The sequence below is a fragment of the Lentisalinibacter sediminis genome (assembly GCF_040706615.1).
Classification (GTDB): Bacteria; Pseudomonadota; Gammaproteobacteria; order Steroidobacterales; family Woeseiaceae; genus Lentisalinibacter; species Lentisalinibacter sediminis.
Window position 1 is genome coordinate 412449 of the sequence record NZ_JAPDRF010000005.1, and the last position, 25578, is coordinate 438026.

The following is a 25578-nucleotide window of genomic DNA, read 5'->3' on the forward strand; positions in this document are numbered from 1 at the left end:
TCATGGTAGAACGTCCGCTGCAATTCATGGAGATACCGCGCCGCGATCCGGACAAGCTGCCGGCCGAGGAGCGCATCACCAACTACCGGGAGATCTACGGCCAGTACACCGCCGAGGAGGCCGCCGACCAGGCCGGGCGCTGCATCAACTGCGGCAATCCCTACTGCGAGTGGAAGTGCCCGGTGCACAACTACATCCCGAACTGGCTGAAGCTGATCGACGAGGGCAACATCCTGGCGGCCGCCGAGCTCAGTCACCAGACCAACTCCCTGCCCGAGGTCTGCGGCCGGGTCTGTCCCCAGGACCGACTGTGCGAGGGCGCCTGTACGCTGAACGACGGCCTCGGCGCGGTCGCCATCGGCAACATCGAGAAGTACATCACCGACGAGGCGCTGAAACTCGGCTGGCGCCCGGACCTCTCCCACGTCGAGCCCACCGGCAAGCGCGTTGCCATCGTGGGCGCGGGGCCGGCGGGTCTCGCCGCCGCCGACGTGCTCGCCCGCAACGGCGTCGCGTCCGTGGTCTACGACGCCTACTCGGAGATCGGCGGACTGCTGACCTTCGGCATCCCGCCGTTCAAACTGGAGAAGGAGGTCGTGCGCAAGCGCCGCGAGATCCTGGAAGGCATGGGCGTCGAGTTCGTGCTGGAGACCCGCATCGGCGAGGACGTTGCGTTCGAGCAGCTGCTGGCGGACTACGACGCCGTATTCCTCGGCATGGGGGCCTACACCTACGTGCGCGGCGGCTTCCCGGGCGAGGATCTGCCCGGCGTCTACGAGGCGCTGCCCTACCTGGTGTCCAACGTGTACCGGGAGCTCGGCATGGGACGGCGTTCGGAACCGCGCATCAGCATGGCCGGCAAGCGCGTGGTGGTGCTCGGCGGCGGCGACACCGGTATGGACTGCAACCGCACCGCCATCCGCCAGGGCGCAGCCAGCGTCACCTGCGCCTACCGGCGCGACGAGGAGAACATGCCGGGCTCCCGCCGGGAGGTGGTAAACAGCCGCGAGGAAGGCGTGACCTTCCTGTTCAACCAGCAGCCCATCGAGATCGTGGGCGGCGACCAGGTCACCGGCGTGAAGCTGATCGAGACCCGGCTGGGCGAGCCCGGCCCGGGCGGGCGCAGGCGCCCCGAGCCGGTACCCGGCACGGAGCACATCCTGCCGGCGGACGCCGTGATCATCGCCTTCGGCTTCCGGCCGTCCCCGGCGGACTGGTTCGACGACTTCGAGATCCGCACCCGCCCCAATGGCCGCGTCTGGCTGAATGGCAGCCGCCATCCGTTCCAGACCTCCAACCCGAAGGTCTTCGCCGGCGGCGACATGGTGCGGGGCTCGGACCTGGTGGTCACCGCGGTGTTCGAGGGCCGCGAGGCGGCCAAGGGCATCGTCGACTACCTGTCTTCCGCCTGAGCCGCCAGCGGTATCTCCACGGAGAACACGACGCCGCTGCCGTCCGCCAGGTTGGCGGCGGTGATGCGACCACCGTGGGATTCGGCGATCAGGCGGGCGATATAGAGGCCCAGGCCAAGGTGGCTCGCCGCCCGGCCGGGCCGCACCGAGACCAGCGAGTCGAAGATGCTCTCGCGCATCTGTTGCGGCAGCGGCGGGCCCGGGTTCGCCACGGCCAGCGTGACGCTGCCGCCGCCGGTGGCGACGCGGATACCGATCGCCGCGCCGGGCTCGCTGAATTCCACGGCGTTGGCGACCAGCTTGTCCAGCATCTGCACCAGGAGTTCCGGCACGCCGGCCACCGGCGCGGCGTCGGCGTCCCGGCTCAGGCGGAACTCGCGCTCCGGGTAGGCCAGCGCATAGCCTTGCGTGGCGGAGGCGGCCACCTCGGCGAGGTCGAAGTGCTCCGACTCCGCGGCGGTTACCGCCTGCTCGGTGCGGCTGGCCTCGCTCATGGCGTTGAGGATGGCCTGCAGGCGGCGTGATCCCTCCCGCGCGCGCACGGCATAGTCCTCCTGCTCCGGTGCGAGGCCCACGTCTTCCAGATTGTCCAGCGACGACGTCACCACTGCCAGCGGAGTGCGCAGCTCGTGGGAAAGCCGGGCGCCGAGCGTGCGCAGATACTCGTTGGTCTCCTGCACGCGGGCGAGCAGCCGGGAGAAGCTGCGTGAGAGGTCGCCCAGTTCGTCGCGGGCGGAGGCGCTGGGCAGCCCGGCACGAATCTGCCCGCTCGCGCCCATGGCCCGGTCGGCCGCCCGGCTGAGCCGGGTGATGCGCACCGACAGCCAGGTGGCATAGCCGAGCAGGGCTGCGGCCACCGCCAGCGTGGCGATCAGGGTCAGCGAGGTCAGCCGGGCCAGCGCCCGGTTCGTCAGGGTGAGGATGGCAGCACTGGACTCTTTCATTATTACCGCGCCGATCACCCGGCCCTCGTGGCGCACCGGCGTCGCCGCGCTCACCACCGCCTGGCCGCTGCCCCGTGCCCGGCGCCACACGCTCTCCGGCGTGCCGTCCAGCGCGGTCGTGGCCCAGGGCAGGGCAATGCGGCCCGTGGCCGGCTCGGGCGGCAGCGGCGGTACCGTCTCCCCCAGCAGACGACGGTACAGTCGGGTGGCCGCCGTGGGTGCCTCCGCGCGCCGGTCGGCGGCCAGGCCGCCGGCTTCCGCGAGACGCCAGCCCGCTGCGTCGGCCACCGCCAGCTCCAGGCCCGGCCGGGCATAGTTGCGCAGGATCACGGCAAGGGCGGAGGACGGCGCCGCGAGCCGTCCCGGCCGCCCGGGCTCATGGGTGGCTGCGAGCAGCCGTGAGCCATCCGCGTCGAGCACGCGCACGCCCAGCCGGTCTCCCGCCAGCTCCCGCGGCAGGCGCACTTCCAGGTTGAAGCCGTCGGTGGTCGGCGTCCACCAGCCCTGCATGCGCGGCTCGGTCCGCACTCCGTCGCCGCGGACCTGCCGCGTTGCCGCCAGCGGGCCGGGCGCCACCGGCGAGAAGCGCCAGGCTGGCGCATCGGGCGCGAGGGCCAGTTCGATACGCTTGCCGGCAGCGTCGCCGGCGGCGCTCACGTCCAGGAAGACATACAAATGCCGGGCGTTACCCGCCACCAGCAGCCGTGCCGCATCGCCGACGGCCACCGGTTCCGCTCCGCCCGGCGTCACCCAGTCGTCGGCGAACCCGTCCAGCACCGCTGTGCCGTCGATCGGGTGCGCGTAGAGCGTGAGCGCGCCGGGCACCTCGGCCGAATCCGGGAACAGTGCGGGCCGATCGGCCAGCAGAGTGGCCAGGCTCTGCCCCGTGTCCAGCAGCAGCGTCTGCTGGCCCTGTCGCAGTGCCTCCTCGGTCTCGCGCAGATACTGGCAGCCGGCCCAGGGCAGGGTCAGGGTGATGAGCCCTATGAGAGCGAGCTGCGATCGGAGGCCCACGGCGGTTTCCTGGCTGGTCCTGGCGCTGCCCGGCCGTCAGTCCGCGAGCCAGCGGTAGCCAACGCCGTAGACCGTGTCGATGGCGCCGAACTCCGGATCCAGGGACTGGAATTTCCGCCGGATACGCTTGATGTGGGACGTGATCGTGTTGTCGTCCAGCACGACGCTGGCCGCATCCATGAGCTGCTGGCGATTGCGTACGTGGCCGGGATAACGGGCCAGCGCGTGCACCAGCCAGAACTCGGTGAGCGTGAGCGGCACGGGCCGGCCCCGCCAGCGCACGGCCAGCCGGTCCACGTCGATCTCCAGCTCGCCGCGGCGGATGACGGTCTCGTCGCCGCCGCCGCTCACCGCCGCCAGGCGGCGGAACAGCGCGGCCACCCGGGCCAGCAGGTGGGGCAGGCTGATGTCCTTGGTGAGGTAATCGTCGGCGCCGAGGCGCAGGCCCGATATCGCGTCCAGTTCGCTGTCCCGGGCCGTGAGGAACAGGATGGGGACGGCGGCGGACATGCCACGCAGCTCCCGGCACAGCTCGAAGCCGCCCTCGACGTCGTCGGCCAGGTTCACGTCGATGATGACCAGATCCGGCAGGCGCGCATGGAAGGACTCGAGCGCCGAGTGCCGGTCGCCCCAGCCCTCCACCTCATAGCCCTCCCGGCGGAAGGCGGCCGCGTAGTTCTCGCGGATGGCGGGCTCGTCCTCGACGATGGCGATGCGTCTCTTCACCGGCGGCTCCGTAGGCTGGCGACGGGGTCGCGACCGGCCTCGTAACGGCCATCGCGACGGGGGGAACGCCACAATTTGCCACATTCCGTCCGCGATGTGCCATGGAGCCGGCCGCGCCCTGCCCCGTTGCCCTGCTGCAATCGATGCCATGGGAACTGGACAGGTATCCGAAGGAGGCAGGCCGATGAGACGCTCGGACAGAGACACGGCGACGGTGCGGCGAAGGCAGGCGGCGGAGCCGGCGGCAGCGACGGCCATTGCCATGGCGCTGGCGGGCATGCTGGCAAGGGCGGTGGCGATGGCGGTGGCGACCGCGGCAGCGCTCGCCTGCCTGTTCCTGATCGCCGGTGTGGCCGCCGCCTCGTCCCTGGAGTGGCAGGGCGACGGTCGGGCGAGTGCCGCACCCCATCTGTCCTCGGCAGTGCATCTGGAGGTGAGCGGGATGGTGGCACGCGTGCGGCTCACCCAGCGCTTCCGCAATGACCGGGACCGCTGGGTGGAGGGCGTCTATACCTTCCCGCTGCCCGCCGGTGCCGCCGTCGACGAACTCACCATGCGTTACGGCAGCACCTTGATAGAGGGCGAGATCCGCGCGAAGGCCGAGGCCGAGCGCATGTATCGCGAGGCAAGGGAGGCCGGCCGCCGCACCGTGCTGGTGGACCGCCAGCGTCCGAATCTGTTCACCACCCGGTTGGCCAACGTGGGCCCGGGCGAGACCGTGGAGATCGAGATCGCCTGGCAGCAGACGGTGGGCTACGACGACGGCGAGTACGGCCTGCATCTGCCGCTGACGCTCACCCCGCGCTACATCCCGGGTCGTGCCCTCGAGGGCAATGAGGGCGACCGTGGCGCCGGCACGGATCAGGTGCCCGACGCCGGAGCGATTACCCCGCCCATCGCCGCGCCGACGACTACGCGCTCGGACGGTCACCGCCTAACGCTCGAGGGGGTCATCGACGCCGGGGTGGAACTGGCCGAGGTCACCGGCCGCTACCATCCGCTGCGGACGGCCCGGGAAGGCCGGGCATGGCGCATCGGCTTCGACGACCGCGACGTGCCCATGGACCGGGATCTGGAGATCGCCTGGCGTCCGCTGCCCGGCGCCATGCCTGCCGCGACGCTCTTTCGCGGCACCGGCGAAGCCGGCGCCCGGACCTGGCTGCTGTTCTTCCAGCCGCCCCACGGCGACGAGCCTCGCGGCGCTCTGGCTCCCCCACGGGAACTGGTCTTCGTCGTCGACACCTCGGGTTCCATGCACGGCGCCTCGCTGGAGCAGGCAAAGGCGGCCCTGTCGATGGCGCTGTCGCGGCTGCGGCCGGAGGACCGGTTCAACGTCATCGAGTTCAACAGCCGCACCCGGGCCTTCTTTCCGGCGCCGGTGCCCGGCGAACGGCTGTGGCGGGAGGAAGCGCTGGACCTCGTTGCGGACCTGGCGGCCGAGGGTGGCACCGAGATGGAGCCGGCGATCGCCGCTGCGCTGCGGCCGGGCAGCTCGGGTCGGCTGCGCCAGATCGTCTTCATCACGGACGGCAGCGTCGGCAACGAGTCGGCACTGCTGGAGCTCATCCGCGCGCGGCTGGGCGCGTCGCGCCTGTTCACGGTGGCCATTGGCTCCGCGCCGAACCGGTGGTTCATGCGCAAGGCCGCCGAGGCGGGCCGGGGCTCTGCGCTGGTGATCGGTGACGCCGGCGAGGTGAGCGGGCGCATGGAGCGGCTGTTCCGGCGGCTCGAACGTCCGGCCCTCACGGACATCACCGTGGACTGGCCGGCCGGCGCGGCCGCCGAGGTCTACCCCGCGCCGGTGCCCGACCTCTATCACGGCGAGCCGCTGATGGTGAGCGCGCGATTCGAGCGGCCGCCGCCGCCGGGCGCGGTCGTGACAGTGAGCGGCCGGCAGGGCGATGGCTACTGGATGCGCCAGCTGGTATTCGACGAGGCGCGGGCCTATCCGGGCGTCGGCAAGCTCTGGGCGCGGGCGCGCATCGAGTCGCTGGAGGATGCGCGCCGCGCCGGCGCGCCTGAGGACCGCATCCGCGCCGAGATCGTCAGGACCGCGCTCGATCATCACCTGGTCAGCGGCTACACCAGTCTGGTGGCGGTCGACCGCAGCCCGTCGCGGCCGCTCGGCGCCGGCCTCACCGAGGGGCGGGTCCCGTCCCTGCTGCCCCGCGGCCAGACGGCGGCCGTGTACAACCTGCCCGCCACCGGCACGCCGGCCCCGCTGCGCCGTACCATCGGCCTCGTCTGCCTGCTCCTCGGCCTCGGCCTGCTCGTCGGGCTGCGGGTGCAGGACGTCAGGCGCTGCCGTGCGGCCTGAGCGCCTCGCCGTGGCCGCGGTGCTCGCCATCGGACTCTGGCAGCTGGGCGCGGGTGCCTGGCTGCCGCTGAAGGCTTGGGCGGCCCAGAGCCTGCTGCGGGAGGCCTGGGAGGAGACCCGGGAAGGGGCGCAGGCGGTACGTCCCTGGCCCTGGGCCGATACCTTTCCGGTGGCCCGGCTGGCCGCGATCGGCGGTATGGTGGATCTGGTCGTGCTCTCCGGCGGCAGCGGGCGCACGCTCGCCTTCGGCCCCGGTCACCTGGAGGCCAGTGCGGCGCCCGGCTCGGCCGGCAACACCGTGCTGGTGGGTCACCGCGATACCCACTTCCGCTTCCTGGCCGAACTCGAGCCCGGTGACGAGCTGGATCTGGAGATCGCCGACGGCCGCCGGCTCCGTTACCGGGTGAGCGGCAGCGAGGTGCTGGATGCGCGCACGGACGGCATCGGTCTCGATGACCCGGACGACCGGCTGACGCTGGTGACCTGCTACCCGTTCGACGCCGTGCGCCCGGGCGGCCCGCTACGCTATCTCGTCACGGCAGAGCGGACGGCTGGCGACCCAGCCACACCCGCAGCAGCCCTGCAGCGCTGATGGCATCCGTGATCTCGCCGGCCATCACCATGCGCACGGCGTCGGCGAGCGGCAGCCGACGGATTGCGAGCTTCTCGGTCTCGTCGAAGGCGGGCTCCCCTGCCGAGAGTTCTTCGGCGAGGAACACGAAGCCGGACTCGTCGGTGATGGAGTTGCTGGTGTGCAGTCGCATCACCTCCTGCCAGCGCTCCGCGGTCAGGCCGGTCTCCTCCTGCAGCTCGCGCTGCGCCGCCTGCAGCGGGTCCTCGCCGCTGCAGCCGCCCATGGGAATCTCCCAGGACCACTCGCCCAGGGTGTAGCGCTGCTGGCCGACCAGCCATGTATCGCCCTCGACGGAGAGGGGCACGATGCCGATGGCCCGGTTCTTGAAATGCACGTGGCCGTAGCGGTTGTGCCCGCCGTTCGGGTTGACGACATCGTCCTCGAACACCGTGATCCAGTCGTTCTCGTACACCGTCCGCGAGGTCAGTCGTTTCCAGGTCAAGACGAATCCTCCTTCTCGAGGAGTGACTGGAGCCGCGCCATGTCGCCGTCGATGCGCCGGCGCAGCGGTCCCTTCACGAAGGGAGCCAGCAGTCTCGCCCAGAGTCCCTGGAAACGGAACCGGCAGTCCACCGTCCAGATAGTCTCGCCCGGTGCGGGACTCGCGAACCAGTGACGGATGCGGCTCACGGCCTGTCCGCCCCGGTAGGTGAACTCCAGCAATTCGCTGCCCCGCGCGTCCGTGACAGTCTCCTCCAGCCGCACCTCCCGTCCGTTCTCGTCGTAGACCAGTTCGCAGACGCTGCCCGCTTCGCCGCGGCGCCCGCTCAGCGAGCGCACGTCCTTCAGCGTAGGCTGCCACGCGGGCAGGCGGTCGGGATCGGCGACCGCGGCCCGGACGGCGGGCATGTCACGGCGGATACGGCGGCTCAGTTCGATGTTCACGGGGTTCTCGGGGCACCGGGAGGCGCGAGGATAACAGCCGCCGATGACGGCGGACACCGGCACGCCGGCGTCGCGCGGCCAGGCCGGGGCTGCCTGCCGCTGCCCGCGGTACGGCCATTGCCCGGGGGCATTACCAGAGCCATTGCCCGGGGCCATTACCAGGGCCATTGGCTAGCGCCATTGCTTGCTGCCATCGGTTACAGTAGCCGCCCCCGCGCATTGGCGATCCTCTCATGCGGCAGCAGACAGCGAAGCTCACCGAAGGCCCGGTCGGCCGCCACCTCGTGGCGATGACGCTGCCGATGATGATCGGCATCTCTGCCACCATGGGCGTCTACCTGGTGGATACGTGGTTCGTCGGCCAGCTCGGGCCGGACCCGCTGGCCGCTATCGCGTTCACGTTCCCGGTGGTCTTCACGCTGTCCTCGGTGGCCATCGGCCTCGGCGCCGGCACCTCCTCCGTGCTGGCCCGGGCCATCGGCGCCCACGACCCGGAACAGGCCCGGCGCATCGCCACCGACGCCCTGGTACTCGCTTTCCTGATCACGCTGGTGCTGGCGCTGATCGGGGCGTTCACCATCGAACCGCTGTTCCGCCTGCTGGGCGCACCGCCGGACATGATCCCGATGATCCGAGACTACATGCTGGTGTGGTACGCCGGGATGGTGTTCGTGGTGGTGCCGATGGTGGGCATGGCCTCGCTGCGGGCAACGGGCGATGCGCGCATACCGGGCATGCTGATGATCGCCTCGGCGCTGCTCACGGCGGCGTTCGATCCGCTGCTGATCTTCGGTATCGGTCCCTTTCCGCGGCTGGAGCTGACCGGTGCCGCGGTCGCGGGGCTGATCGGCCGCGCCGCCGCCTTCGTCGGCGCCATCTGGGTGCTGCACTTCCGCCTCGGGCTGCTGACGCTGGACTGGCCCGGGCTCGCCGCCGTCCGTGCCTCCTGGGGCCGTATCCTCCATGTCGGGCTGCCGGCCGCCGGCACCAACGCCATCATCCCCGTCAGCATCGGCGTGGTGACCGCCATGCTCGCCGACTACGGGCCGGAGGTGGTGGCGGGCTTCGGCGTGGCCAGCCGGGTCGAGGGCATGACGCTGATCACCTTCTTCGCCATGTCGGCCATCATCGGTCCCGTCGTCGGCCAGAACCTCTCCGCACAGAGGCCGGAGCGCATCGTCGAGGCGCTGTCGCTGTGCGCCCGGTTCTGCCTGGGGCTCGGCCTGGTTCTGGCGCTCGTGCTCGCCGTGTTCGGCCGGCCGCTGGCGGCGCTGTTCAGCGAGGAGACGCGGGTGGTGACGGTGGCGGCCACCTACTTCCTGATTGTGCCGATCAGCTACGGCACGGCCGGCATGGTCATGGTGATGAACGCCTCGTTCAACGGCATGGGGCGGCCGCTGCCAGCGGTGGTGGTCTCCGTCATGCGCATGGTGGTCATCTATCTGCCGCTGGCGTGGGCGGGCTCGGCCCTGGCCGGTTACGCCGGTATCTTCGCCGCCTATGCCGCCGCCAACGTCATCTGCGGCATCGGCGCCTGGCGCTGGGCGGTGCGGGAAGTCGAGCGGCAGAAGGCGGACATGCTGCGAACCCCGGCCTGAGGGCAGCGGGCGGTCAAGGGGCCGCCGACCGCTCGTCGTAGCGCTTGCGCGTCGGCCACGGCTCGGCCACCACGCGGCGGTAGTACCAGTGCATGCCGATCCCCCGCGCGCCCATGAATGCCAGGAAGGCGAACCACAGGCCGTGATTGCCCCAGGGCTGGCTGAGAAACCACACCGGGACGAAAACGCCGAAGGCGGAGAGCACCATGATGTTGCGCATCTCCCGTGCCCGGGTGGCGCCGACAAAGACGCCGTCGTAGAGGAAGCTCCACACCGAGACCACCGGGGATGCCACCATCCAGGGCAGGTAGGTCAGGGCCGCCCGCACCACCTCGGGCAACTCGGTGAGCAGCCGGATGATCGCGGGTCCGGCAAGCGCATAGAACAGGGAGAACACCACCGCCACGGCCAGCGACCAGAGCAGGCTGAGACGCACCGCCCGGCGCAGGTTCTCGCGGCTGCGCTCGCCCATGGCCTTGCCGACCAGGGCCTCCGCGGCGTGGGCCAGGCCGTCCAGCGCATAGGAGACCAGGTACTGCAGGTTCAGCAGGATGGCGTTGGCAGCCAGCAACACGTCCCCGAGCCGCGCGCTGCGGGCGGTCAGGAAGCCCAGCGCGAACATCAGCGCCATCGTGCGCAGGAACAGGTTGCCGTTCACCGAGAAGAACGGCCCGTACCTCTCGATGCGGGTGAGCGCGGCCCGGTCGAACTGTCCGGGCCAGCGTTTGAGCTCCCGGGCGACGAACGCGAGCCCTACGGCGAGGCCCGTGAACTCCGCCATCACGGAGGCCAGTGCCACGCCCTCGGTCTTCATGCCGAGACCGACCACGAACACCAGGTCGAGCACGATGTTGGTGAGATTGATCACCAGTACGATGACCAGAGGCACACGGGCATTCTGCAGGCCGATGAACCAGCCGACGATGGCGTAGTTGGCCAGCGTCGCCGGCGCGCTCCAGATGCGCACGTCGAAATACACGCGGGCGAACTCCGCCACCTCGGGCCCGGGTCCGAGCAGAGCGAGCGCGATACTGCCGGCCGGCTGTCGCAGGGCGATCAGGACGAACGCGATGGCCAGTGCGACGATGACCGCCTGGCCGATGCTGGTGCGCACGGCGGCACCGTCACGGGCACCGCAGGCCTGGGCCGCAAGTCCCGTCGTGCCCATGCGCAGGAAGTTCACGCCGGTGTAGAGGAAGCTGAAGATGGTGGCGCCCACCGCCACGGCGCCGAGATACCAGGGCTCGTCCAGGTGCCCCATCACGGCGGTATCCACCATGCCGAGCAGCGGCACGGAGATGTTCGACAGGATCAGCGGCGCGGCGATGCGCCAGACGTCCCCATGTGTGGGACCAGGGGTGGCAGGGCTTGCCGGGGGGCTGCCCGGCGGACGCCCCTCAGAAGGCATTGATGCCGGTGAGTTCCTTGCCGATGATGAGCTGGTGGACGGTCTCGGTGCCCTCGTAGGTGATCACGCTCTCGAGGTTCAGCATGTGGCGGATGGGCACGTACTCGGCACTGATACCGCTGCCGCCCAGGATGTCGCGGGCATCCCGGGCGATGTCCAGCGCCATGCGCACGTTGTTCCACTTGGCGAGCGACACCTGACTCGGCTGCAGCCGGCCGTCGTCCTTCAGCCGGCCGAGGCGCAGCGAGAGCAGCTGGGCAGTGGTGATGCGCCGGGCCATGTCGGCCATGCGGATCTGGATGGTCTGGGTATGGTTCAGCGGCCGGCCGAACATCTCGCGCTCGGCCGTGTAGGCGAGCACCTCGGCGAGACAGGCCTGCGCGGCGCCGATGGCTCCCCAGGTGATGCCGTAGCGCGCCTGGGTGAGGCAGGACAGCGGCCCCTTCAGGCCCTTGACGCCGGGCAGCATGGCGGAGGCCGGCACGCGAACGTCGTCCAGGTAGAGCGCGCCGGTGGAGGAGGCGCGCAGGGAGAACTTGTCGTGGATCTCCCGGGCTTCGAAGCCCGGCGTATCGGTCGCGACGATGAAACCGCGCACACCCTCCGGCGTCATGGCCCAGACTACGGCCACGTCGGCGATGGGCGCGTTGGTGATCCACATCTTGGCACCGTTCAGCACCCAGTCGTCGCCGTCGCGCTTCGCGTGGGTCTTCATATTGCCGGGATCCGAGCCGCCCTGGGGCTCGGTAAGGCCGAAGCAGCCGATGGCCTCGGCGGAGGCCAGCGCCGGCAGCCAGCGTTCCTTCTGCTCCTCGCTGCCGAAGGCGTGGATGGGGTACATCACCAGGCTGGACTGCACGGAGACGAAGCTCCTCAAGCCGCTGTCGCCCCGTTCCAGCTGCTGGCAGATCAGGCCGTAGGAGACGCCGTTCAGGCCGGCGCAGCCGTAACCTTCGATGGAGCTGCCGAGCAGCCCCAGTTCCGCTACCTCCGGGATCAGGTCCCGGGGGAAGACGTGCTTCTCGAAACACTCCCGGATGACGGGCAGCACCCGGTCGTCGACGAAACGGGCCACGGAGTCCCGCACCATGCGCTCCTCGTCGCCGAGCTCGGCGTCGACGCCGTAGAGATCGAGGGGGTCCAGCCTGTTGCGGCCGGCGCCTGAGCTCGCGGGTTGTGTGCTGGCCACTGCCGGGCCTCCTGGGTGTGGCGTTCGAACGGGCGAAGCGGCGGCGCTTCGGGGCAGCCTGCAAGTATAACAACGGCCACGGGCGCCCGCGCCGTCCGTCTCAGTAGGGTATACCCAGACGCCGGAAGGCGCCCGCCATCAGCCACACCGGGCCGATCATCAGGTAGTGCAGGTCCTCGAGCACCCGCAGCCGGCCGCCCTCCAGCAGGTGTCCGAGTGCCTGCAGTACCAGTGCGGCCAGAAACAGCGTGAGCGAAGTCTGCCAGAGCGCGGGCGCGAGGCCTTCGAGCCGCCCCAGAATGGCGGTGGCGGCCAGCACGAAGGGCAGCAGCCCGATCGCCAGCGGGATGGAGAGGATGAAGTAGTAGACCACCGCCGACAGCAGGAACGCGGTTCCCCAGTTCAGCGCCGGGGAGATATCGTTGAAAGCCGCCGGGACGGGCAGCGCCCACAGCAGGCCGGTGACACCGATGACTGCCAGCGGCACGGCGACGCCGTGCAGCACGCGGTTTAGTCGATGACGGTGATGACGGGAATAACGGTCCAGCCAGAAATCGGCCGTACGCATGGGCGTCTCCTCCTGCGCAGCATTCTACATCGCGTCCGGCGCGCAGGGCGCGGCGTTAATCCCGCGTTCAGGTTGAACGCGTATACTGTGGAACTGTCGGAAATCTCTGTCCGCCGGAGGTGGTCCCGGGCCGGGGATCGCGTCCCTGGTGCGGTCAAAGAGGACAGTCTAAAGAAGACAAGCAAAGAGAGGACAACCATGGAATCCAGGAAAATGCTGGTGCTCGCCGCCGTCACGATGACGACCTTCACACTGGGCGCCTGCACGACGCTCGATCCCTACACCCGCGAAGAGAAGACGGCCAGCGCCACCAAGGGCGCAGCCATCGGTGCGGCGGCCGGCGCGGTCATCGGCCTTATCTCCGGGGACGACGCGGTGGAGCGCCGTCAGCGCGCACTGATCGGCGCCGGTATCGGCGCGCTCGCTGGCGGCTCCGTCGGCTATTACATGGACCGCCAGGAGGCGGAACTGCGCGCCGAACTCGAAGGCACCGGCGTGAGCGTCACCCGCATGGGCGAGAACATCACGCTCAACATGCCGGGGAATGTGACCTTCGCCACCGACAGTGCCGATCTGAACCCCGCGTTCTTCGACGTTCTGAACTCGGTCGCCAAGGTCCTCGACAAGTACGAGCAGACGGTGGTGGAAGTTGCCGGCCACACGGACAGCACGGGTACGGACGAATACAACCAGCGGTTGTCCGAGCGGCGGGCCGCGTCGGTGGCGCGCTTCCTCCAGTCCCAGGGCGTGATGAATCAGCGCATCATCACGGTGGGCATGGGCGAGAGTCGGCCAATCGCCGACAACTCGACGCCGGAAGGCCGCCAGGCCAACCGGCGGGTGGAACTGACGCTGGTGCCCGTCACCGCCTGACGGAGTGCCGGCGAGGCGAAGGAAGAAGGGCCGGTCGGGCGCGGAGCCCGACCGGCCCTTCGACAAGCGGACGCAGGACGAATGGGTGGAGGGCACCGGCCGGGTGGTGCGCCTCCTCGGCGACGACGACGAGTACGGCCCCCACCAGCGCTTCGTCGTGAGGACGCCCGCGGGTCAGTCGCTGTTGATCGCGCACAATCTCGAGGTGGCCCCGAGGGTGCCGCTGGGCATGGCGGACCGGATACGTTTCCGTGGCCTCTACGAATGGAACGACTTGGGCGGCACCGTGCACTGGACCCATCACGATCCCCGCGGCCGCGAAGACGGCGGCTGGGTGGAGTACCGACAACGGCGGTATCGTTGAGAGCAGCGCCTCAGACGCCCATTCGGGTCTGCAGCTTCTTGATGGCCGCGCTCTCGATCTGACGGATGCGCTCAGCGGAGACGCCGTAGTGGTCCGCCAGATCCTGCAGGGTCATCTTCTCCTCGCTGAGCCAGCGGCTCTCGAGAATGTGCCGACTGCGTTCGTCGAGCGTGTTCAGCGCCTCCACAAGTCGGCCTGAGGTCTCCTGCTCCCAGTCCTCGCCTTCTGCCAGCACCGCCGGATCGGCATCCGGGCTCGGCAGATAGTGGGCGGGCGTGTAGGCCTCCTCGTCGTCCACCGGCAGGTCGAACGTGCTGTCACGGGCCGCCAGCCGTTTCTCCATCTCGGTGACTTCGGCGGTGCTGACGCCCAGGTCCTGCGCTACCGCTTCGGTCTCCTCCGGCGACAGCCAGGCGAGGCTCTTCTTGGAGCGGCGCAGATTGAAGAACAGCTTGCGCTGTGCCTTGGTCGTGGCCACCTTGACCACGCGCCAGTTGCGCAGCACGAATTCATGGATTTCAGCGCGGATCCAGTGCACGGCGAACGACACCAAGCGCACCCCCACATCGGGGTCGAAGCGTTTCACGGCCTTCATCAGGCCGACGTTGCCTTCCTGGATCAGGTCGTTGAGCGCCAAACCGTAGCCCATGTAGCCCTTTGCGATGTGCACCACGAAGCGCAGATGTGCGAGCACCAGCGAGCGAGCGGCGTCCAGGTCTTCATCGTCCCGGAAACGGCGCGCGAGGGCCTGCTCCTCGTCCTTGCTGAGCACAGGCACGGACCCCACCGCCTGGATGTAGGCGTCGAGGCTGCCCACCGGTCCGGCGAGCATCATTTCCTGTTCTCTGCGAGCCATAGCTGTGGTCATTTCCTTATTCCCTACCTCTCCCGTTCAGGACTTGCATTCAAAATATTAGCACTCACATCTTCAGAGTGCTAAAAGACTGGCGTCCCACCCTGCAGTGGCTCCCGGTCAGGGTATTCGCCTCCTTCCGGTCGCCGGATGCGGCGGCGCGTATTCCTCTGTCCGCCGACGCCATCTCACGACCCGAATAATAGCACATTATTGAATACTTATTCAAGAATGGGTAACATCATGACCCTACGGGGTTTCAAGGGCGGGAGGCCATGCCACGACCACCATCTTTCGACCGGGCGGAGGTCATCGAGCGTGCCACGGAGGTTTTCTGGCAACGCGGCTACCGGGGCACTTCAGTCAGCGACCTGGTCCAGGCTACCGGGCTGAAGCCGGGCAGCCTCTACGCCGCATTCGGCAGCAAGAAGGGCGTCTTCCTGGAAGTGCTGAGGGCCTACCAGGCCGACTCCGCCGAGCGCCTCCGCGAGTCGCTGCGCGAGGCCGATTCTCCACTGGAGGCGATCCGGCGCTTCTTCCTGGCGCTGGTCGACGAAACCCTGGACGACCCGAGGCATCGCGGCTGCCTGATGGTGAACGCGATGCTGGAGTATTCCCATCACGACCCGGACGTGCAGGGGGAGCTCGTGGGTGGTCTGAGCCGCATCGAGTCGCTGTTCGGCCGGGCGCTGCGGCGCGCGAGCGAGAATGGCGAGCTGGACCCCAGGCTCGATGCCGATGCCACCGCCGCATTCCTGGTCAACAATCTGTGGGGCATCCGCGTGATCTGCCGGGGCCGTCCCTCCCGCGAGGCGGTGGAGGGCATCGTGCGCACGGTGCTCGCGGCGCTGGCCGCCTCCGCCGATCAGCGGGGTTCGATGCGCCGCATGTGACGGGCGGCGGCGAACCAGGAGCCGAACCAGCCCAGGAACGCCCCCGTCCCGAGTACGGTCAGGCTCTCCCGCCAGTCCAGCCCGCTCAAACGGAAGCCGCTGTCGTACAGGCCGGCCAGCCGGGCGACCCCGTCCGAGGTGAGCCACAGCGAGAGCGCGATCAGGGCCAGCGCCAGCAGCCCCCCGCCGACGCCGTACCAGAGACCCGAGTACAGGAATGGCCGGCGGATGAATCCGGCGCTCGCGCCGATCAGCTTGGTCACCACGATCTCGTCCCGGCGGTTCTGGATGTCCAGCCGGATGGTATTGCCGATGACGATGATCACCGCCGCGCCCAGCAGCAGGGCGGTGATCAGAATCACCCGGCGGATCAGGTCCAGGGTTGCGTTGAAGCGCTGCACCCACGCGGTGTCGAGCTGCACCACGTCGGTCTCGGGCAGGTTCGCGAGCTCCTCGCGCAGCAACTCGATGAGGGCATCGTTGCCGGCGACGGCGGGACGCACCACCAGCGTGTGGGGTAGCGGGTTGTCGTCCAGCGCGTCGAGCGCGTCGCCGAAACCGGAGCCCGCCTTGAAATCCGCCAGCGCCTCGGCGGCGCTGATGAACTCCACGCGCTCCACGTCGGCCCGGCTTTCGATGATGCCCGCGAGCCGGCGGGCATCCTCCTCGGCGGTACCCATGTCCAGATAGACCGAGAAGTCCACCGCGCTCTCCCAGCCGCCGGACAGCCGGGCGGCGTTCTTCACGCCCAGGTGCAGACCGGCCGGCAGCGCCAGCGTGATGGCGATGACCAGCACGGTCAGCAGCGTCGACAGGGGCTGCGCGGCCAGGCGGCCGAGGGCGGCCACGGCCGTCTCCCCGTGCCGGGTCAGCCACGCGCCCGGGCCGCCGGTGCGCCGCTCAGCCATTGCCGCCATTGCCGCGCGTCTCCTTGATCCAGACCGGGCCGTCCGGTTCCTCGTCGCCGGTCTCGCCCGCCAGCATGCCGTTGTCCAGCACGATGCGGCGGTGACCCATGCCGCCGATCAGGTGCAGGTCGTGGGAGGCCACCATCAGGGTGACGCCGACGTCGTTGAAGCGTTCGAACAGGCGCATGATCTCCAGCGAGAGTTCCGGATCCAGGTTGCCGGTGGGTTCGTCGGCGATCAGCAGCGTGGGGCGGCCGACGATGGCCCGGGCGATGCCCACCCGCTGCTGCTCGCCGCTCGACAGCGTCTCGGGCATCTGCTTCTCACGGCGCAGCAGCCCTACCTGATCCAGCGCGGCACGCACCCGGCGGCCTATCTCGCGCTTGCCGGTGCCGGTGATGATCAGCGGCAGCGCCACGTTCTCGAACACGTTGCGGTCGAACAGCAGCTTGTGATCCTGGAACACCATGCCGATGTCGCGCCGGTACCGCGGGATGCGGCGGCGGCCGACCTTGGCGAGGTCCTGATTGTTGACGACGATGCGCCCGCGCGTAGGCCGCTCGATCAGTGCGATCAGCTTCAGCAGCGTGCTCTTGCCCGCCCCGGAATGCCCGGTGACGAAGACCATCTCCCCGGCGTCCACGTCCAGGGTGAGGCGCTGCAGCGCATCGTGGCCGGCATAGCGCTTGGTGATGTTCTCCAGGTGGATCACTGCGCCGCGCCCCCTCCCAGATCCAGCAGGGCGTCCACGAATTCCTCGGCATCGAACGGCTGCAGGTCGTCCACGCCCTCGCCGACGCCGATGTAGCGGATGGGGATGCCCAGACGGTTGGCGATGCCGAGTACCACACCCCCCTTGGCGCTGCCGTCGAGCTTGGTGACCGTGATCCCCGTGACCTTCACGGCCGCGCTGAATTTCTCCGCCTGGGACAGCGCGTTCTGACCCAGCCCGGCGTCCAGCACCAGCATCACCTCGTGAGGCGCGGTCTCGTCCTGGCGGCCCAGCACCCGGGCGATCTTGCCGAGCTCGTCCATGAGGCCGCCCTGACTCTGCAGCCGGCCGGCGGTATCGGCGATCAGCACGTCGGTGCCGCGGGCTTTCGCCGCCGCCCAGGCGTCGTAGGCCACGGCCGCCGGGTCGGCGCCGGTCTGCTGCGCCACCACCGGCACGCCGTTGCGCTCGCCCCAGGCCTGCAGCTGCTCGACGGCGGCGGCCCGGAAGGTATCGCCCGCCGCCAGCATCACGGCCAGACCCTGGTCGCCGAGGCGCTTCGCGATCTTGCCGATGCTGGTCGTCTTGCCGGCGCCGTTCACGCCGACCATCAGCAGCACCCACGGACGCGGCGCGTCCGGCACCTCGAGCGGCACCTCCACCGGACGCAGTATGTCCAGCATGGCATCGCGCAGGCCGCGCAGCAGCGCCTCAAGGTCTTTCAATTCCTTGCGGGCGAGCTTCTTCCGCAGGGACTCGATGATCTGCATGCTGGTCTCGACGCCGACGTCGGCCATCACCAGCCGGGTCTCGAGTTCGTCCAGCGCGTCCTCGTCGATCTTGCCGCCGGGGAACAGGTTCGCCAGATCGTAGGTGAGCCAGGAGTCGCCCCGGTTCAGCCGTGCCCGCAGCCGTTTGAAGAAGCCCTTGCGACCGGCCTTGTCTGCAGCGTCTTTCATGTGCCTCGTTGTCAGTGCGCGCCGCCGCGGTATCCTGTCCGCGGACCCCGGCCCGGAGCGCGACATCTTAGCAGCACACCCCCATCTCCGGATGCCCCGCAGCGGGCGGGATGATCGCGATGATGGCGCGGCGGCCTGAGCGCGGCGACCGGCGCCCGCCGGGCAGCGTCCGCATCATCGGCGGGCGCTGGCGTGGCCGTCGCCTGCCCGTGGCCGAGGCCGAAGGGCTGCGGCCGACCACCGACCGCATCCGCGAAACGCTGTTCAACTGGCTGCGGCCGTACCTCGCCGGCAGCCGGGTGGCGGATCTGTTCGCCGGCACCGGCATCCTCGGCATCGAGGCACTGTCCCGGGGCGCCGCCTCCGCGCTGTTCGTCGAGCAGGACCGTCGGCTTGCCCGCGGCATAGAACGGCGCCTCGAGACGCTGGGCGCCGGCGGCTGCCGGGTGCTGGCCGCGGATGCCTACCGTCTGCTGGCCGGCGGCGAGCCCGAGCCATTCGATGTCGTATTCCTCGACCCGCCCTACGGTCACGGCCGGCTCGACGAATTGTGTAAACTCCTCGCAGACCGCGGCTGGCTGGCGGACGACGCTCTGCTGTACCTGGAGCACGATCGCCGCTCGCCGCCCCGGCTGCCGCCGGGCCTCGAGCCCCGGCGGGAGAAGACCGCCGGCAATGTGAGATTCGTGCTGCTCGAAAGAACCGAGCCGACTGGGGGAGCGCTATGAGCATCGCCGCCATGTACCCGGGGACCTTCGATCCCGTCACCCGCGGCCACGAAGACCTGGTGCGCCGGGCGTCGCGGATATTCGACCGCATCGTGGTGGCCATCGCCGCCAATCCGGGCAAGCAGCCCATGTTCGACCTGAACGAGCGCGTGGCGCTGGCGGAGGCCGTCCTGGCTGACATCCCGGGGATCGAGGTAATGGGCTACCAGGGACTCACCATCGATTTCGCGCGCCAGCACGACCTGGGGGCCATCATCCGCGGGCTGCGCGCGGTCTCCGACTTCGAGTACGAGTTCCAGCTCGCGAATATGAACCGCCATCTCACCGACGAGGTGGAGACCGTGTTCCTGACGCCCACCGAGCGCTACACCTACATCTCCTCCAGCCTGGTCCGCGAGATCGCCATGCTGGGCGGCGACGTAGGCGAGTTCGTCTCGCCGCTGGTGGAAAAAGCCCTGCTCGAGCGCCGGCCGGCCAGCTAGCTAGCGCCTTCCGGGCGGTCGCCGTCGACGCTATCGCTGGCAGCGGGGGCAGTAGTAGCTGGAACGCTGGCCGATCACCCGCTGCCTGACCGGTTCGCCGCAGCCCGGGCAGGGCTCGCCGGCCCGCCCGTAGACCGACAGACTCTGGCGGAAATAGCCCGGCTGGCCGTCGCCACCGTAGAAATCCCTGAGCGTGGTGCCCCCCGCGGCGATGGCCTCGAACAACACGGACTTCACGGCATCGGCCAGGCGGTCCAGCCGCTGCCGGGAGATGCGGCCCGCCGGGCGGGTCGGGTGGATGCCGGCCCGGAACAGCGCCTCGCTCGCGTAGATGTTGCCGACGCCTACGACCACATGGGCGTCCATCAGCGCCGTCTTCACGGCGGTCCGCCTGCCGGCGAAAGCCCGCCGCAGCCAGGCACCGTCGAATGCCTCCTCCAGTGGTTCCGGCCCCAGCCGTGCCAGCAACGGGTGCTCCGCCCCGCATGGTACCCAGTGCAGGGAGCCGAACCGCCGCGGGTCGTGGAAGCGCAGCCGGTGGCCATCGTCCAGGATCAGTTCCAGGTGATCGTGGGTACGCAGCGGCGCCCCGGCGGGCACGATGCGCAGGCTCCCTGACATGCCCAGGTGCAGCATCAGACTGCCGGTCTCCAGCCGGATCAGCAGGTACTTGGCGCGCCGGTCCACGGCCGTTATGCGCTGCCCCTGCGCGCTGGCCGCGATGTCCGGTGCCACGGGCCAGCGCAGCCGGGGGTCGCGCACGTCGAGCGCGGCGATACGCCGGCCGGCCAGGTAGGGCTCCACGCCGCGTCGGGTGGTCTCGACTTCGGGCAATTCGGGCATGGCGTACGGAGCGCGGCCTGCGCTCGAGTGGTGCTCGACCGATGCTGGACTGGGGCCGCCATGGTATTGAATTTCGCCCGGGAGGGCACCAAATCTACCCATCGCGGTCGAAACCGTCTCCGCGTGTTTGCCCCGAGTGTGAACCGCTCCTTTTTCGCCGGCAGGGGGTCCGTTATAGTGGGCGCCCCGTCACGGCATTCCGACAGGTATACCGACGAATGGAATTACTACTGAATTACGCCTACGGCCTGCTGGGCCTCTCTTTCTGGGGCTACGTGCTCGCCGGTTTCGTCATGGTACAGATCACCATGATGGCGGTGACGCTGTATCTGCATCGCGACCAGGCCCACCGGTCGCTGGACCTGCATCCGGCCCTGCGGCATTTCTTCCGCTTCTGGATCTGGATGACCTCGGGAATGCTCACCCGGGAATGGGTGGCGGTGCACCGCAAGCACCACGCCTTCTGCGAGACGGAGGGAGACCCCCACAGCCCGAAGGTCTTCGGCCTGAAGAAGGTGCTGCTGGAAGGGGCGGAGCTCTACCGGGAAGAGACCGGCAACGAGGAGACCATCCGGAAATACGGGCGCGGCTGCCCCGACGACTGGATGGAGCGCAACGTCTACACGCGCTTCCCCTATGGCGGGATCATCCTGCTGATCGTGTTCGACCTGCTGCTGTTCGGCGTGCCGGGCATCATCCTGATCGCCACCTCGCTGGTCTCGATGCCGCTGTTCGCTGCCGGCGTCATCAACGGCGTGGGCCATCATTCCGGCTACCGCAATTTCGAGTGCGACGACGCGGCCACGAACATCGTGCCATGGGGACTGTTGCTCGGCGGCGAGGAGCTGCACAACAACCATCATGCCTTCCCCACCTCGGCCAAGTTCTCCGTGCAGCCGTGGGAGTTCGACATCGGCTGGATGTACATCACGATGTTCCGCTCCCTCGGGCTGGCGAAAGTGAAGAAGGTGGCACCGAAGCCGGTCGTGGCGGAGCCGGCGGAGAACGTGGACATCGAGACGCTGAGGGCCGTGATCGTCAACCGCATGCACGTGCTGCGGGACTACACCCGGCACGTGACCTTGCCCGAGTTCCGCCGCCAGAAGAGCGACGACCCGCTCTGGCGCCGCGCGAAGCGGCTGCTGGTGCGTCAGCCGGCGCTGCTGGACGAGGCCGCGCAGGACCGTCTGCAGTCGCTGCTCGAGCGCAATCCGCGGCTCGCCACGGTGTACCAGTTCCGTGAGCGTCTGCGCGAGCTCTGGAGCGGTGCGACCAACGTCAGCAACGACAAGCTGGTGGCGCAGCTGCGCCAGTGGTGCAACGAGGCCGAGGCTAGCGGCATCAAGGCCCTGCAGGACTTCGCCCGTATGCTCCGCGGCTATGCCATCGCGCCGCAGCCCGCCTGACCGCAGGCGCTGCAGACAGGCACAAAAAACCCGCCGATCGGCGGGTTTTTCGTATCCGGTCCGGGAAGCCGCCTATTTGATCGTATTCACTTGATCTTGGCTTCCTTGTACGTCACGTGCTTGCGCACGACCGGGTCGAATTTCTTCGTCTCCATCTTCTCCGGATGCAGGCGCTTGTTCTTCGTCGTGGTGTAGAAATGGCCCGTGCCGGCCGAAGAGACGAGGCGGATCTTCTCACGCATGGCTATAACCCTCCGGTCTGGCCCTAGACCTTCTGGCCCTGGGCGCGGAGCTCGGCGACCACGTCGTCGATGCCCCGCTTGTCGATGATGCGCATGCCCTTGTTGGAGACGCGCAGCTTCACGAACCGCTTCTCGCTTTCCAGCCAGAAGCGGTGGGTGTGCAGGTTCGGCAGAAAGCGCCGGCGGGTCTTGTTATGGGCATGGGAGACGTTGTTGCCGCTCATGGGCCGCTTCCCAGTCACCTGGCAAACCTTGGACATGGCCTCAAGTTCCTGAAATCACGAAAAATACGCCGGCGCGGGGCCGGCGGAAGGGCGGTATTTATACCAGCAGCCGTCGCTTTAGGCAAGAGAAACCGGGCCTTACAGCAGGCCGCGGCTCGCGAGAGAGGTGGCCAGGCCGTCGCCCACCACCAGGTGGTCGAGCATGCGGATGTCCACCAGGTCCAGAGCGGCTTTCAGCCGACGGGTGATGGACTCGTCCGCCCGACTCGGCTCGGCGACGCCGGAGGGGTGGTTGTGGGCCAGGATCACTGCGGCGGCGTTCAGGGTCAGCGCCCGCCGCACCACCTCCCGCGGATACACACTGGTGCCGTCCACCGTGCCGCGGAACATTTCCTCGAAGCGGATGACCCGGTGGCGGTTGTCTAGGAACAGGCAGCAGAACACTTCCTGGGGCTGGTCGCGCAGGCGGGCGATGAGGTATTCGCAGGTATCCGCCGGCCCGCTGATCGTGCGCCCGGGCTTCAACTTCTCACCGAAGTAGCGCCGGGCGAGTTCCGCGGCCGCCTTGAGCCGGGCCGTGCGGGCCGCGCCGAGCCCGGGCATCGTCGTCAGCGCGCCGCATTCCGTGTGGAGCAGTGCCCGCAGTCCGCCGTGGGCGCCGAGCAGCCGCCGGGCCAGCGCCACGGCGTCGACGCCGGGCCCGCCGCCGCCGAGTACGACGGCCAGCAGTTCCGCGTTGGTCAGCGTCTCAGCTCCGTCGGCCAGCAGTTTCTCCCTGGGCCGCTCTTCCTGCGGCCAGTCCCGGATCCCCAAGGCAGCTCTCCTCACTTCCCCGTCGCCGAGCGTCATCTTCGGTGGCGACGGCCGGCGCTGCGCGGCCCGTTTGTGGGCGCGGGCGGCAGTTAGGCGGACGGCGCCGGTAGCCACAAACCCGGACGGCAGGCTAAGCTCGGTCCGTCGACCGGAGGTTCTCGGCCATGAAGCACATCCTTTTGGGCGTCACCGGCGGTATCGCCGCCTACAAGTCGCCGGAGATCGTGCGCCGGCTCACCGCCCGCGGACTCGAGGTCCAGGTGGTGATGACGGCCGGCGCGCAACAGTTCGTCACACCGCTCACTTTCCAGGCGGTTTCCGGCAGGCCGGTGCGCACGGACCTGTGGGACCTGGAGGCCGAGGCGGCCATGGGGCACATCGAGCTCGCGCGCTGGGCCGATCTGGTGCTGGTGGCGCCGGCCACGGCGGACTTCATGGCGCGGCTCGCCCACGGCCAGGCGCCCGACCTGCTCTCCACCCTGTGCCTGGCCACCGAGGCTCCCATCGTGCTCGCGCCGGCGATGAACCGGCTGATGTGGGCGAACGATGCCACTCAGGAGAACCGCCAGACGTTGCTCGGCCGCGGCATCCGCCTGCTCGGTCCGGCAGAGGGCGACCAGGCCTGTGGCGAGACAGGGCCCGGGCGCATGCTCGAGCCGGCCGATATCGTGGCGGCGCTCCCGTTCGAACAGCCCGGCGGACCGCTGAGCGACGTCAGCATCCTGATCAGTGCCGGACCCACCAGGGAGCCGCTGGACCCGGTGCGGTTCCTGTCCAACCGCAGTTCCGGGAAGATGGGCTTCGCGCTGGCGGAGGCGGCGGCCGCGGCCGGCGCCCGGGTGCGGCTGGTGGCGGGGCCGGTGGCGCTGGACACGCCGCCCTGGGTGGAGCGCCACGACGTCGAGACGGCCGAGGAGATGCTCGGCAAGGTCCAGGAGCTGTTGCCGCAGACCGACATCTACGTGGGCGCGGCGGCCATCGCGGACTACCAGGCGCCCGAACGCAGCGAACACAAGATCAAGAAGACCGGTGAACGCATGCAGCTGGATCTCGTGCGCGCGCCGGACACGCTGGCTGCCGTGGCGCGGGCGGAGGGCCGGCCCTTCACCGTCGGCTTCGCCGCCGAGACCGAGAACCTGGAGGAGAACGCCCGCGGCAAGCTCACCGGCAAGGGGCTGGACATGATCGTGGCCAACCGGGTGGGCGGCGACCTGGGTTTCGACACGGACGAGAACGCGGTGACGGTGTTCTGGAACGGCGGTGAGCGGGAGTTCGCGCGCACCGACAAGAAACGGCTGGCGCGGGGACTGATGGCGCTGATCATGAATCGCTACCAGACCATGTTCGGCGAGACCCAGCCGGGCCGCATCACGCCCGTGCGCAAGGCCGGTTCGTGAGATCGGTTCTGTGAACCCGCTCCTGTGAAACGAGTCGAGCTGAAGATCCTGGACGATCGCCTCGGCGGCGAGTTCCCGCTGCCCCACTACGCCACCGGCGGCTCGGCCGGGCTGGACATGCGGGCCTGCCTCGACCAGCCGCTGACGCTGGGTCCGGGCGAGACGGAGCTGCTGCCGACCGGGCTGGCCATCCACATCGGCGACCCCGGCCTGGCCGCGGTTCTGCTGCCGCGCTCCGGCCTCGGCCACAAGTACGGCATCGTGCTCGGCAACCTCACCGGGCTGATCGATTCCGACTACCAGGGCCAGGTCTACGTCTCCTGCTGGAACCGGGGCAGCGAGCCCTACGTCATCGAGCCCGGCGACCGCATCGCCCAGATGGTATTCGTGCCCGTGGAGCAGGTGGCGTTCGACGTCGTGGACGAGTTCCACGAGAGCGAGAGAGGCGAGGGGGGATTCGGCCACTCGGGCCGGAACTGAACCGGCGTCAGTAATCCTTCAGGGCGCGGAAGCGCGAGATGTCCTGGGCGAACTTCTGCTCGAGCTGGTCCGCTTCCCGGCGGTGCTCGGCGAGTTGCTCTTCCTGGCGGTTGATGCGGTCCTTGGTGTCCGAGAGATCCTCGGCCAGGTCCGGCGGGATCATTTCGGCGTCGGGTTCGATCGTGTAGGGCTTGTAGTTGCTGGCCTCCTCCTGCAGCGAGACCATGCGCCGGCGCAGGTTGCGCAGGTAGAGTTCCGCCACCTTCTGCTGGGCGCGCAGCAACTCCAGCCTTCGGTCCCGGTGCATCTCCAGCTCTTCCACCGACAGATAGGTGGAGAGCAGCACCTTGTCCGCCCGCCGGCGCTTCTCCTTCTCGGCCTCCATCTCGCGCCGCTTGGCTTCGAGCGCCAGTTCCTCGGGCGTCTTCTTGCCTTCGATCACGCCGACCGTCACACCCTGCTCGTTGAGGATGCGCTTCTTCTGGTCACGATACTCCGGCGGCACCTTGTCCCCGTAATGGGTGACGCCCTCGTCGTCGGTCCAGCTGTACGTGCGCCGCTCCTCGCCGGCGCCGGTCAGCAGGACGACCGCAAGGACTGCGAGTGTGATGGGAGCTGCCTTGGTCATATCCGTATTACATATTATCGTGCCGATACCGGACCGGAACTGGTTCGCGGTTTTGGCACCTCCCCCGCCCGCCGCTGC

Annotated in this window: 28 protein-coding genes; 12 read left to right on the top strand and 16 right to left on the bottom strand. The window is 69.2% G+C overall.

Annotated elements, in window-relative coordinates:
- Window positions 1-2: 2 nt before the first annotated feature.
- Entirely contained in the window at window positions 3-1412 is a 1410-nt protein-coding gene (locus tag ACJMKX_RS12340; protein WP_405225688.1) for an FAD-dependent oxidoreductase, read from the top strand.
- Here the strand turns inward: ACJMKX_RS12340 and ACJMKX_RS12345 are convergent.
- Window positions 1394-3370, bottom strand: a complete 1977-nt coding sequence (locus ACJMKX_RS12345) for an ATP-binding protein (RefSeq protein ID WP_405225691.1) — start codon at window positions 3368-3370, stop codon at window positions 1394-1396. The two genes, ACJMKX_RS12340 and ACJMKX_RS12345, sit on opposite strands and share 19 nt — an antisense overlap.
- Before the next feature lie 36 nt (window positions 3371-3406).
- Window positions 3407-4096 carry a proteobacterial dedicated sortase system response regulator gene (gene pdsR / locus ACJMKX_RS12350; protein ID WP_405225694.1) on the bottom strand — a complete coding sequence of 230 codons (690 nt, stop codon included), beginning with the start codon at window positions 4094-4096 and terminating at the stop codon, window positions 3407-3409.
- A gap of 184 nt (window positions 4097-4280) precedes the next feature.
- Here pdsR and ACJMKX_RS12355 point away from each other — a divergent pair, with 184 nt between their 5' ends.
- Both ACJMKX_RS12355 and ACJMKX_RS12360 read left to right on the top strand, forming a co-directional pair.
- Window positions 4281-6413 carry a marine proteobacterial sortase target protein gene (locus ACJMKX_RS12355; protein WP_405225697.1) on the top strand — a complete coding sequence of 711 codons (2133 nt, stop codon included), beginning with the start codon at window positions 4281-4283 and terminating at the stop codon, window positions 6411-6413.
- A complete protein-coding gene (locus tag ACJMKX_RS12360) occupies window positions 6403-7005 on the top strand; it encodes a class GN sortase (protein ID WP_405225700.1) in 603 nt (200 codons plus the stop codon). The genes ACJMKX_RS12355 and ACJMKX_RS12360 overlap by 11 nt, the downstream gene beginning before the upstream one ends.
- On the opposite strand, the gene ACJMKX_RS12365 is transcribed toward ACJMKX_RS12360, so the two are convergent.
- Window positions 6947-7489 (bottom strand): NUDIX domain-containing protein, encoded by a 543-nt coding sequence (locus tag ACJMKX_RS12365; protein ID WP_405225703.1) that lies wholly within the window; start codon window positions 7487-7489, stop codon window positions 6947-6949. The genes ACJMKX_RS12360 and ACJMKX_RS12365 overlap by 59 nt on opposite strands.
- Window positions 7486-7932, bottom strand: a complete 447-nt coding sequence (locus ACJMKX_RS12370) for an SRPBCC family protein (RefSeq protein ID WP_405225706.1) — start codon at window positions 7930-7932, stop codon at window positions 7486-7488. Before ACJMKX_RS12370 ends, ACJMKX_RS12365 begins: the two co-directional genes overlap by 4 nt.
- 233 nt (window positions 7933-8165) lie before the next feature.
- On the opposite strand from ACJMKX_RS12370, the gene ACJMKX_RS12375 reads away from it, so the two are divergent.
- Window positions 8166-9530 carry an MATE family efflux transporter gene (locus ACJMKX_RS12375; protein ID WP_405225709.1) on the top strand — a complete coding sequence of 455 codons (1365 nt, stop codon included), beginning with the start codon at window positions 8166-8168 and terminating at the stop codon, window positions 9528-9530.
- Between the two features lie 13 nt (window positions 9531-9543).
- On the opposite strand, the gene ACJMKX_RS12380 is transcribed toward ACJMKX_RS12375, so the two are convergent.
- The 3 genes from ACJMKX_RS12380 to ACJMKX_RS12390 form a co-directional block, all read right to left on the bottom strand.
- Window positions 9544-10938: an MATE family efflux transporter gene (locus tag ACJMKX_RS12380; RefSeq protein ID WP_405225712.1), complete on the bottom strand. Its 1395-nt coding sequence runs from the start codon at window positions 10936-10938 to the stop codon at window positions 9544-9546.
- Window positions 10928-12028 carry an acyl-CoA dehydrogenase family protein gene (locus ACJMKX_RS12385; RefSeq protein WP_405226646.1) on the bottom strand — a complete coding sequence of 367 codons (1101 nt, stop codon included), beginning with the start codon at window positions 12026-12028 and terminating at the stop codon, window positions 10928-10930. Before ACJMKX_RS12385 ends, ACJMKX_RS12380 begins: the two co-directional genes overlap by 11 nt.
- Window positions 12029-12227: 199 nt before the next feature.
- Window positions 12228-12695, bottom strand: coding sequence for an Mpo1 family 2-hydroxy fatty acid dioxygenase (locus tag ACJMKX_RS12390; protein ID WP_405225715.1), 468 nt, complete (start codon window positions 12693-12695; stop codon window positions 12228-12230).
- A gap of 198 nt (window positions 12696-12893) precedes the next feature.
- Between ACJMKX_RS12390 and ACJMKX_RS12395 the strand changes: the two genes are divergently transcribed.
- Window positions 12894-13568, top strand: a complete 675-nt coding sequence (locus ACJMKX_RS12395; RefSeq protein ID WP_405225718.1) for an OmpA family protein — start codon at window positions 12894-12896, stop codon at window positions 13566-13568.
- 4 nt (window positions 13569-13572) lie between these two features.
- Complete coding sequence (locus tag ACJMKX_RS12400) at window positions 13573-13932, top strand: DUF3465 domain-containing protein (RefSeq protein WP_405225721.1); 360 nt, start codon at window positions 13573-13575, stop codon at window positions 13930-13932.
- Window positions 13933-13942: 10 nt separating this feature from the next.
- Here ACJMKX_RS12400 and rpoH read toward each other — a convergent pair whose 3' ends face one another.
- Window positions 13943-14788 carry an RNA polymerase sigma factor RpoH gene (gene rpoH / locus ACJMKX_RS12405; protein WP_405225723.1) on the bottom strand — a complete coding sequence of 282 codons (846 nt, stop codon included), beginning with the start codon at window positions 14786-14788 and terminating at the stop codon, window positions 13943-13945.
- 272 nt (window positions 14789-15060) lie between these two features.
- Between rpoH and ACJMKX_RS12410 the strand changes: the two genes are divergently transcribed.
- Complete coding sequence (locus ACJMKX_RS12410; protein ID WP_405225724.1) at window positions 15061-15678, top strand: TetR/AcrR family transcriptional regulator; 618 nt, start codon at window positions 15061-15063, stop codon at window positions 15676-15678.
- On the opposite strand, the gene ftsX is transcribed toward ACJMKX_RS12410, so the two are convergent.
- From ftsX to ftsY, 3 genes are read right to left on the bottom strand one after another with little or no spacing between them, the layout of a single operon-like run.
- The gene (gene ftsX / locus ACJMKX_RS12415) at window positions 15651-16595 is read right to left on the bottom strand and encodes a permease-like cell division protein FtsX (protein WP_405225726.1); all 945 of its coding nucleotides are present in this window, start codon (window positions 16593-16595) and stop codon (window positions 15651-15653) included. The genes ACJMKX_RS12410 and ftsX overlap by 28 nt on opposite strands.
- Window positions 16579-17298 carry a cell division ATP-binding protein FtsE gene (gene ftsE / locus ACJMKX_RS12420; protein ID WP_405225729.1) on the bottom strand — a complete coding sequence of 240 codons (720 nt, stop codon included), beginning with the start codon at window positions 17296-17298 and terminating at the stop codon, window positions 16579-16581. Before ftsE ends, ftsX begins: the two co-directional genes overlap by 17 nt.
- Window positions 17295-18257, bottom strand: a complete 963-nt coding sequence (ftsY, locus tag ACJMKX_RS12425) for a signal recognition particle-docking protein FtsY (RefSeq protein WP_405225732.1) — start codon at window positions 18255-18257, stop codon at window positions 17295-17297. Before ftsY ends, ftsE begins: the two co-directional genes overlap by 4 nt.
- Window positions 18258-18367: 110 nt before the next feature.
- Between ftsY and rsmD the strand changes: the two genes are divergently transcribed.
- Both rsmD and coaD read left to right on the top strand, forming a co-directional pair.
- Window positions 18368-18985 carry a 16S rRNA (guanine(966)-N(2))-methyltransferase RsmD gene (gene rsmD / locus ACJMKX_RS12430; RefSeq protein WP_405225735.1) on the top strand — a complete coding sequence of 206 codons (618 nt, stop codon included), beginning with the start codon at window positions 18368-18370 and terminating at the stop codon, window positions 18983-18985.
- Complete coding sequence (coaD, locus tag ACJMKX_RS12435; RefSeq protein WP_405225738.1) at window positions 18982-19467, top strand: pantetheine-phosphate adenylyltransferase; 486 nt, start codon at window positions 18982-18984, stop codon at window positions 19465-19467. Before rsmD ends, coaD begins: the two co-directional genes overlap by 4 nt.
- A gap of 30 nt (window positions 19468-19497) precedes the next feature.
- Here coaD and mutM read toward each other — a convergent pair whose 3' ends face one another.
- Window positions 19498-20310: a bifunctional DNA-formamidopyrimidine glycosylase/DNA-(apurinic or apyrimidinic site) lyase gene (gene mutM, locus ACJMKX_RS12440; RefSeq protein WP_405225741.1), complete on the bottom strand. Its 813-nt coding sequence runs from the start codon at window positions 20308-20310 to the stop codon at window positions 19498-19500.
- A 218-nt stretch (window positions 20311-20528) separates the two neighbouring features.
- Here mutM and ACJMKX_RS12445 point away from each other — a divergent pair, with 218 nt between their 5' ends.
- A complete protein-coding gene (locus tag ACJMKX_RS12445) occupies window positions 20529-21716 on the top strand; it encodes a DesA family fatty acid desaturase (protein ID WP_405225744.1) in 1188 nt (395 codons plus the stop codon).
- Window positions 21717-21802: 86 nt separating this feature from the next.
- Here the strand turns inward: ACJMKX_RS12445 and rpmG are convergent, their stop codons facing one another.
- The 3 genes from rpmG to radC form a co-directional block, all read right to left on the bottom strand.
- Window positions 21803-21958, bottom strand: coding sequence for a 50S ribosomal protein L33 (gene rpmG / locus ACJMKX_RS12450; protein WP_405225747.1), 156 nt, complete (start codon window positions 21956-21958; stop codon window positions 21803-21805).
- A 23-nt stretch (window positions 21959-21981) separates the two neighbouring features.
- A complete protein-coding gene (gene rpmB / locus ACJMKX_RS12455) occupies window positions 21982-22218 on the bottom strand; it encodes a 50S ribosomal protein L28 (RefSeq protein ID WP_405225749.1) in 237 nt (78 codons plus the stop codon).
- A gap of 102 nt (window positions 22219-22320) precedes the next feature.
- Window positions 22321-22995: a RadC family protein gene (gene radC / locus ACJMKX_RS12460; RefSeq protein ID WP_405225751.1), complete on the bottom strand. Its 675-nt coding sequence runs from the start codon at window positions 22993-22995 to the stop codon at window positions 22321-22323.
- A 164-nt stretch (window positions 22996-23159) separates the two neighbouring features.
- Between radC and coaBC the strand changes: the two genes are divergently transcribed.
- A complete protein-coding gene (gene coaBC, locus ACJMKX_RS12465; protein WP_405225754.1) occupies window positions 23160-24392 on the top strand; it encodes a bifunctional phosphopantothenoylcysteine decarboxylase/phosphopantothenate--cysteine ligase CoaBC in 1233 nt (410 codons plus the stop codon).
- A 24-nt stretch (window positions 24393-24416) separates the two neighbouring features.
- Complete coding sequence (gene dut, locus ACJMKX_RS12470; protein WP_405225757.1) at window positions 24417-24872, top strand: dUTP diphosphatase; 456 nt, start codon at window positions 24417-24419, stop codon at window positions 24870-24872.
- A gap of 7 nt (window positions 24873-24879) precedes the next feature.
- Here dut and ACJMKX_RS12475 read toward each other — a convergent pair whose 3' ends face one another.
- Complete coding sequence (locus tag ACJMKX_RS12475; protein ID WP_405225759.1) at window positions 24880-25500, bottom strand: DUF4124 domain-containing protein; 621 nt, start codon at window positions 25498-25500, stop codon at window positions 24880-24882.
- Window positions 25501-25578: the final 78 nt, after the last annotated feature.

What these genes read in the sequence shown, in the direction of transcription:
- mutM (WP_405225741.1), bottom strand. Translation starts at nt 20,310, where the DNA reads ATGCCCGAATTGCCCGAAGTCGAGACCACCCGACGCGGCGTGGAGCCC.
- ACJMKX_RS12340 (WP_405225688.1), top strand. Translation starts at nt 3, where the DNA reads ATGGTAGAACGTCCGCTGCAATTCATGGAGATACCGCGCCGCGATCCG.
- coaBC (WP_405225754.1), top strand. Translation starts at nt 23,160, where the DNA reads ATGAAGCACATCCTTTTGGGCGTCACCGGCGGTATCGCCGCCTACAAG.
- rsmD (WP_405225735.1), top strand. Translation starts at nt 18,368, where the DNA reads ATGATCGCGATGATGGCGCGGCGGCCTGAGCGCGGCGACCGGCGCCCG.
- ftsY (WP_405225732.1), bottom strand. Translation starts at nt 18,257, where the DNA reads ATGAAAGACGCTGCAGACAAGGCCGGTCGCAAGGGCTTCTTCAAACGG.
- ACJMKX_RS12475 (WP_405225759.1), bottom strand. Translation starts at nt 25,500, where the DNA reads ATGACCAAGGCAGCTCCCATCACACTCGCAGTCCTTGCGGTCGTCCTG.
- ACJMKX_RS12375 (WP_405225709.1), top strand. Translation starts at nt 8,166, where the DNA reads ATGCGGCAGCAGACAGCGAAGCTCACCGAAGGCCCGGTCGGCCGCCAC.
- ACJMKX_RS12390 (WP_405225715.1), bottom strand. Translation starts at nt 12,695, where the DNA reads ATGCGTACGGCCGATTTCTGGCTGGACCGTTATTCCCGTCATCACCGT.
- coaD (WP_405225738.1), top strand. Translation starts at nt 18,982, where the DNA reads ATGAGCATCGCCGCCATGTACCCGGGGACCTTCGATCCCGTCACCCGC.
- rpoH (WP_405225723.1), bottom strand. Translation starts at nt 14,788, where the DNA reads ATGGCTCGCAGAGAACAGGAAATGATGCTCGCCGGACCGGTGGGCAGC.
- ACJMKX_RS12410 (WP_405225724.1), top strand. Translation starts at nt 15,061, where the DNA reads ATGCCACGACCACCATCTTTCGACCGGGCGGAGGTCATCGAGCGTGCC.
- ftsX (WP_405225726.1), bottom strand. Translation starts at nt 16,595, where the DNA reads ATGGCGGCAATGGCTGAGCGGCGCACCGGCGGCCCGGGCGCGTGGCTG.
- ACJMKX_RS12395 (WP_405225718.1), top strand. Translation starts at nt 12,894, where the DNA reads ATGGAATCCAGGAAAATGCTGGTGCTCGCCGCCGTCACGATGACGACC.
- rpmG (WP_405225747.1), bottom strand. Translation starts at nt 21,958, where the DNA reads ATGCGTGAGAAGATCCGCCTCGTCTCTTCGGCCGGCACGGGCCATTTC.
- ACJMKX_RS12380 (WP_405225712.1), bottom strand. Translation starts at nt 10,938, where the DNA reads ATGCCTTCTGAGGGGCGTCCGCCGGGCAGCCCCCCGGCAAGCCCTGCC.
- rpmB (WP_405225749.1), bottom strand. Translation starts at nt 22,218, where the DNA reads ATGTCCAAGGTTTGCCAGGTGACTGGGAAGCGGCCCATGAGCGGCAAC.
- ACJMKX_RS12445 (WP_405225744.1), top strand. Translation starts at nt 20,529, where the DNA reads ATGGAATTACTACTGAATTACGCCTACGGCCTGCTGGGCCTCTCTTTC.
- ACJMKX_RS12355 (WP_405225697.1), top strand. Translation starts at nt 4,281, where the DNA reads ATGAGACGCTCGGACAGAGACACGGCGACGGTGCGGCGAAGGCAGGCG.
- ACJMKX_RS12385 (WP_405226646.1), bottom strand. Translation starts at nt 12,028, where the DNA reads ATGGTGCGGGACTCCGTGGCCCGTTTCGTCGACGACCGGGTGCTGCCC.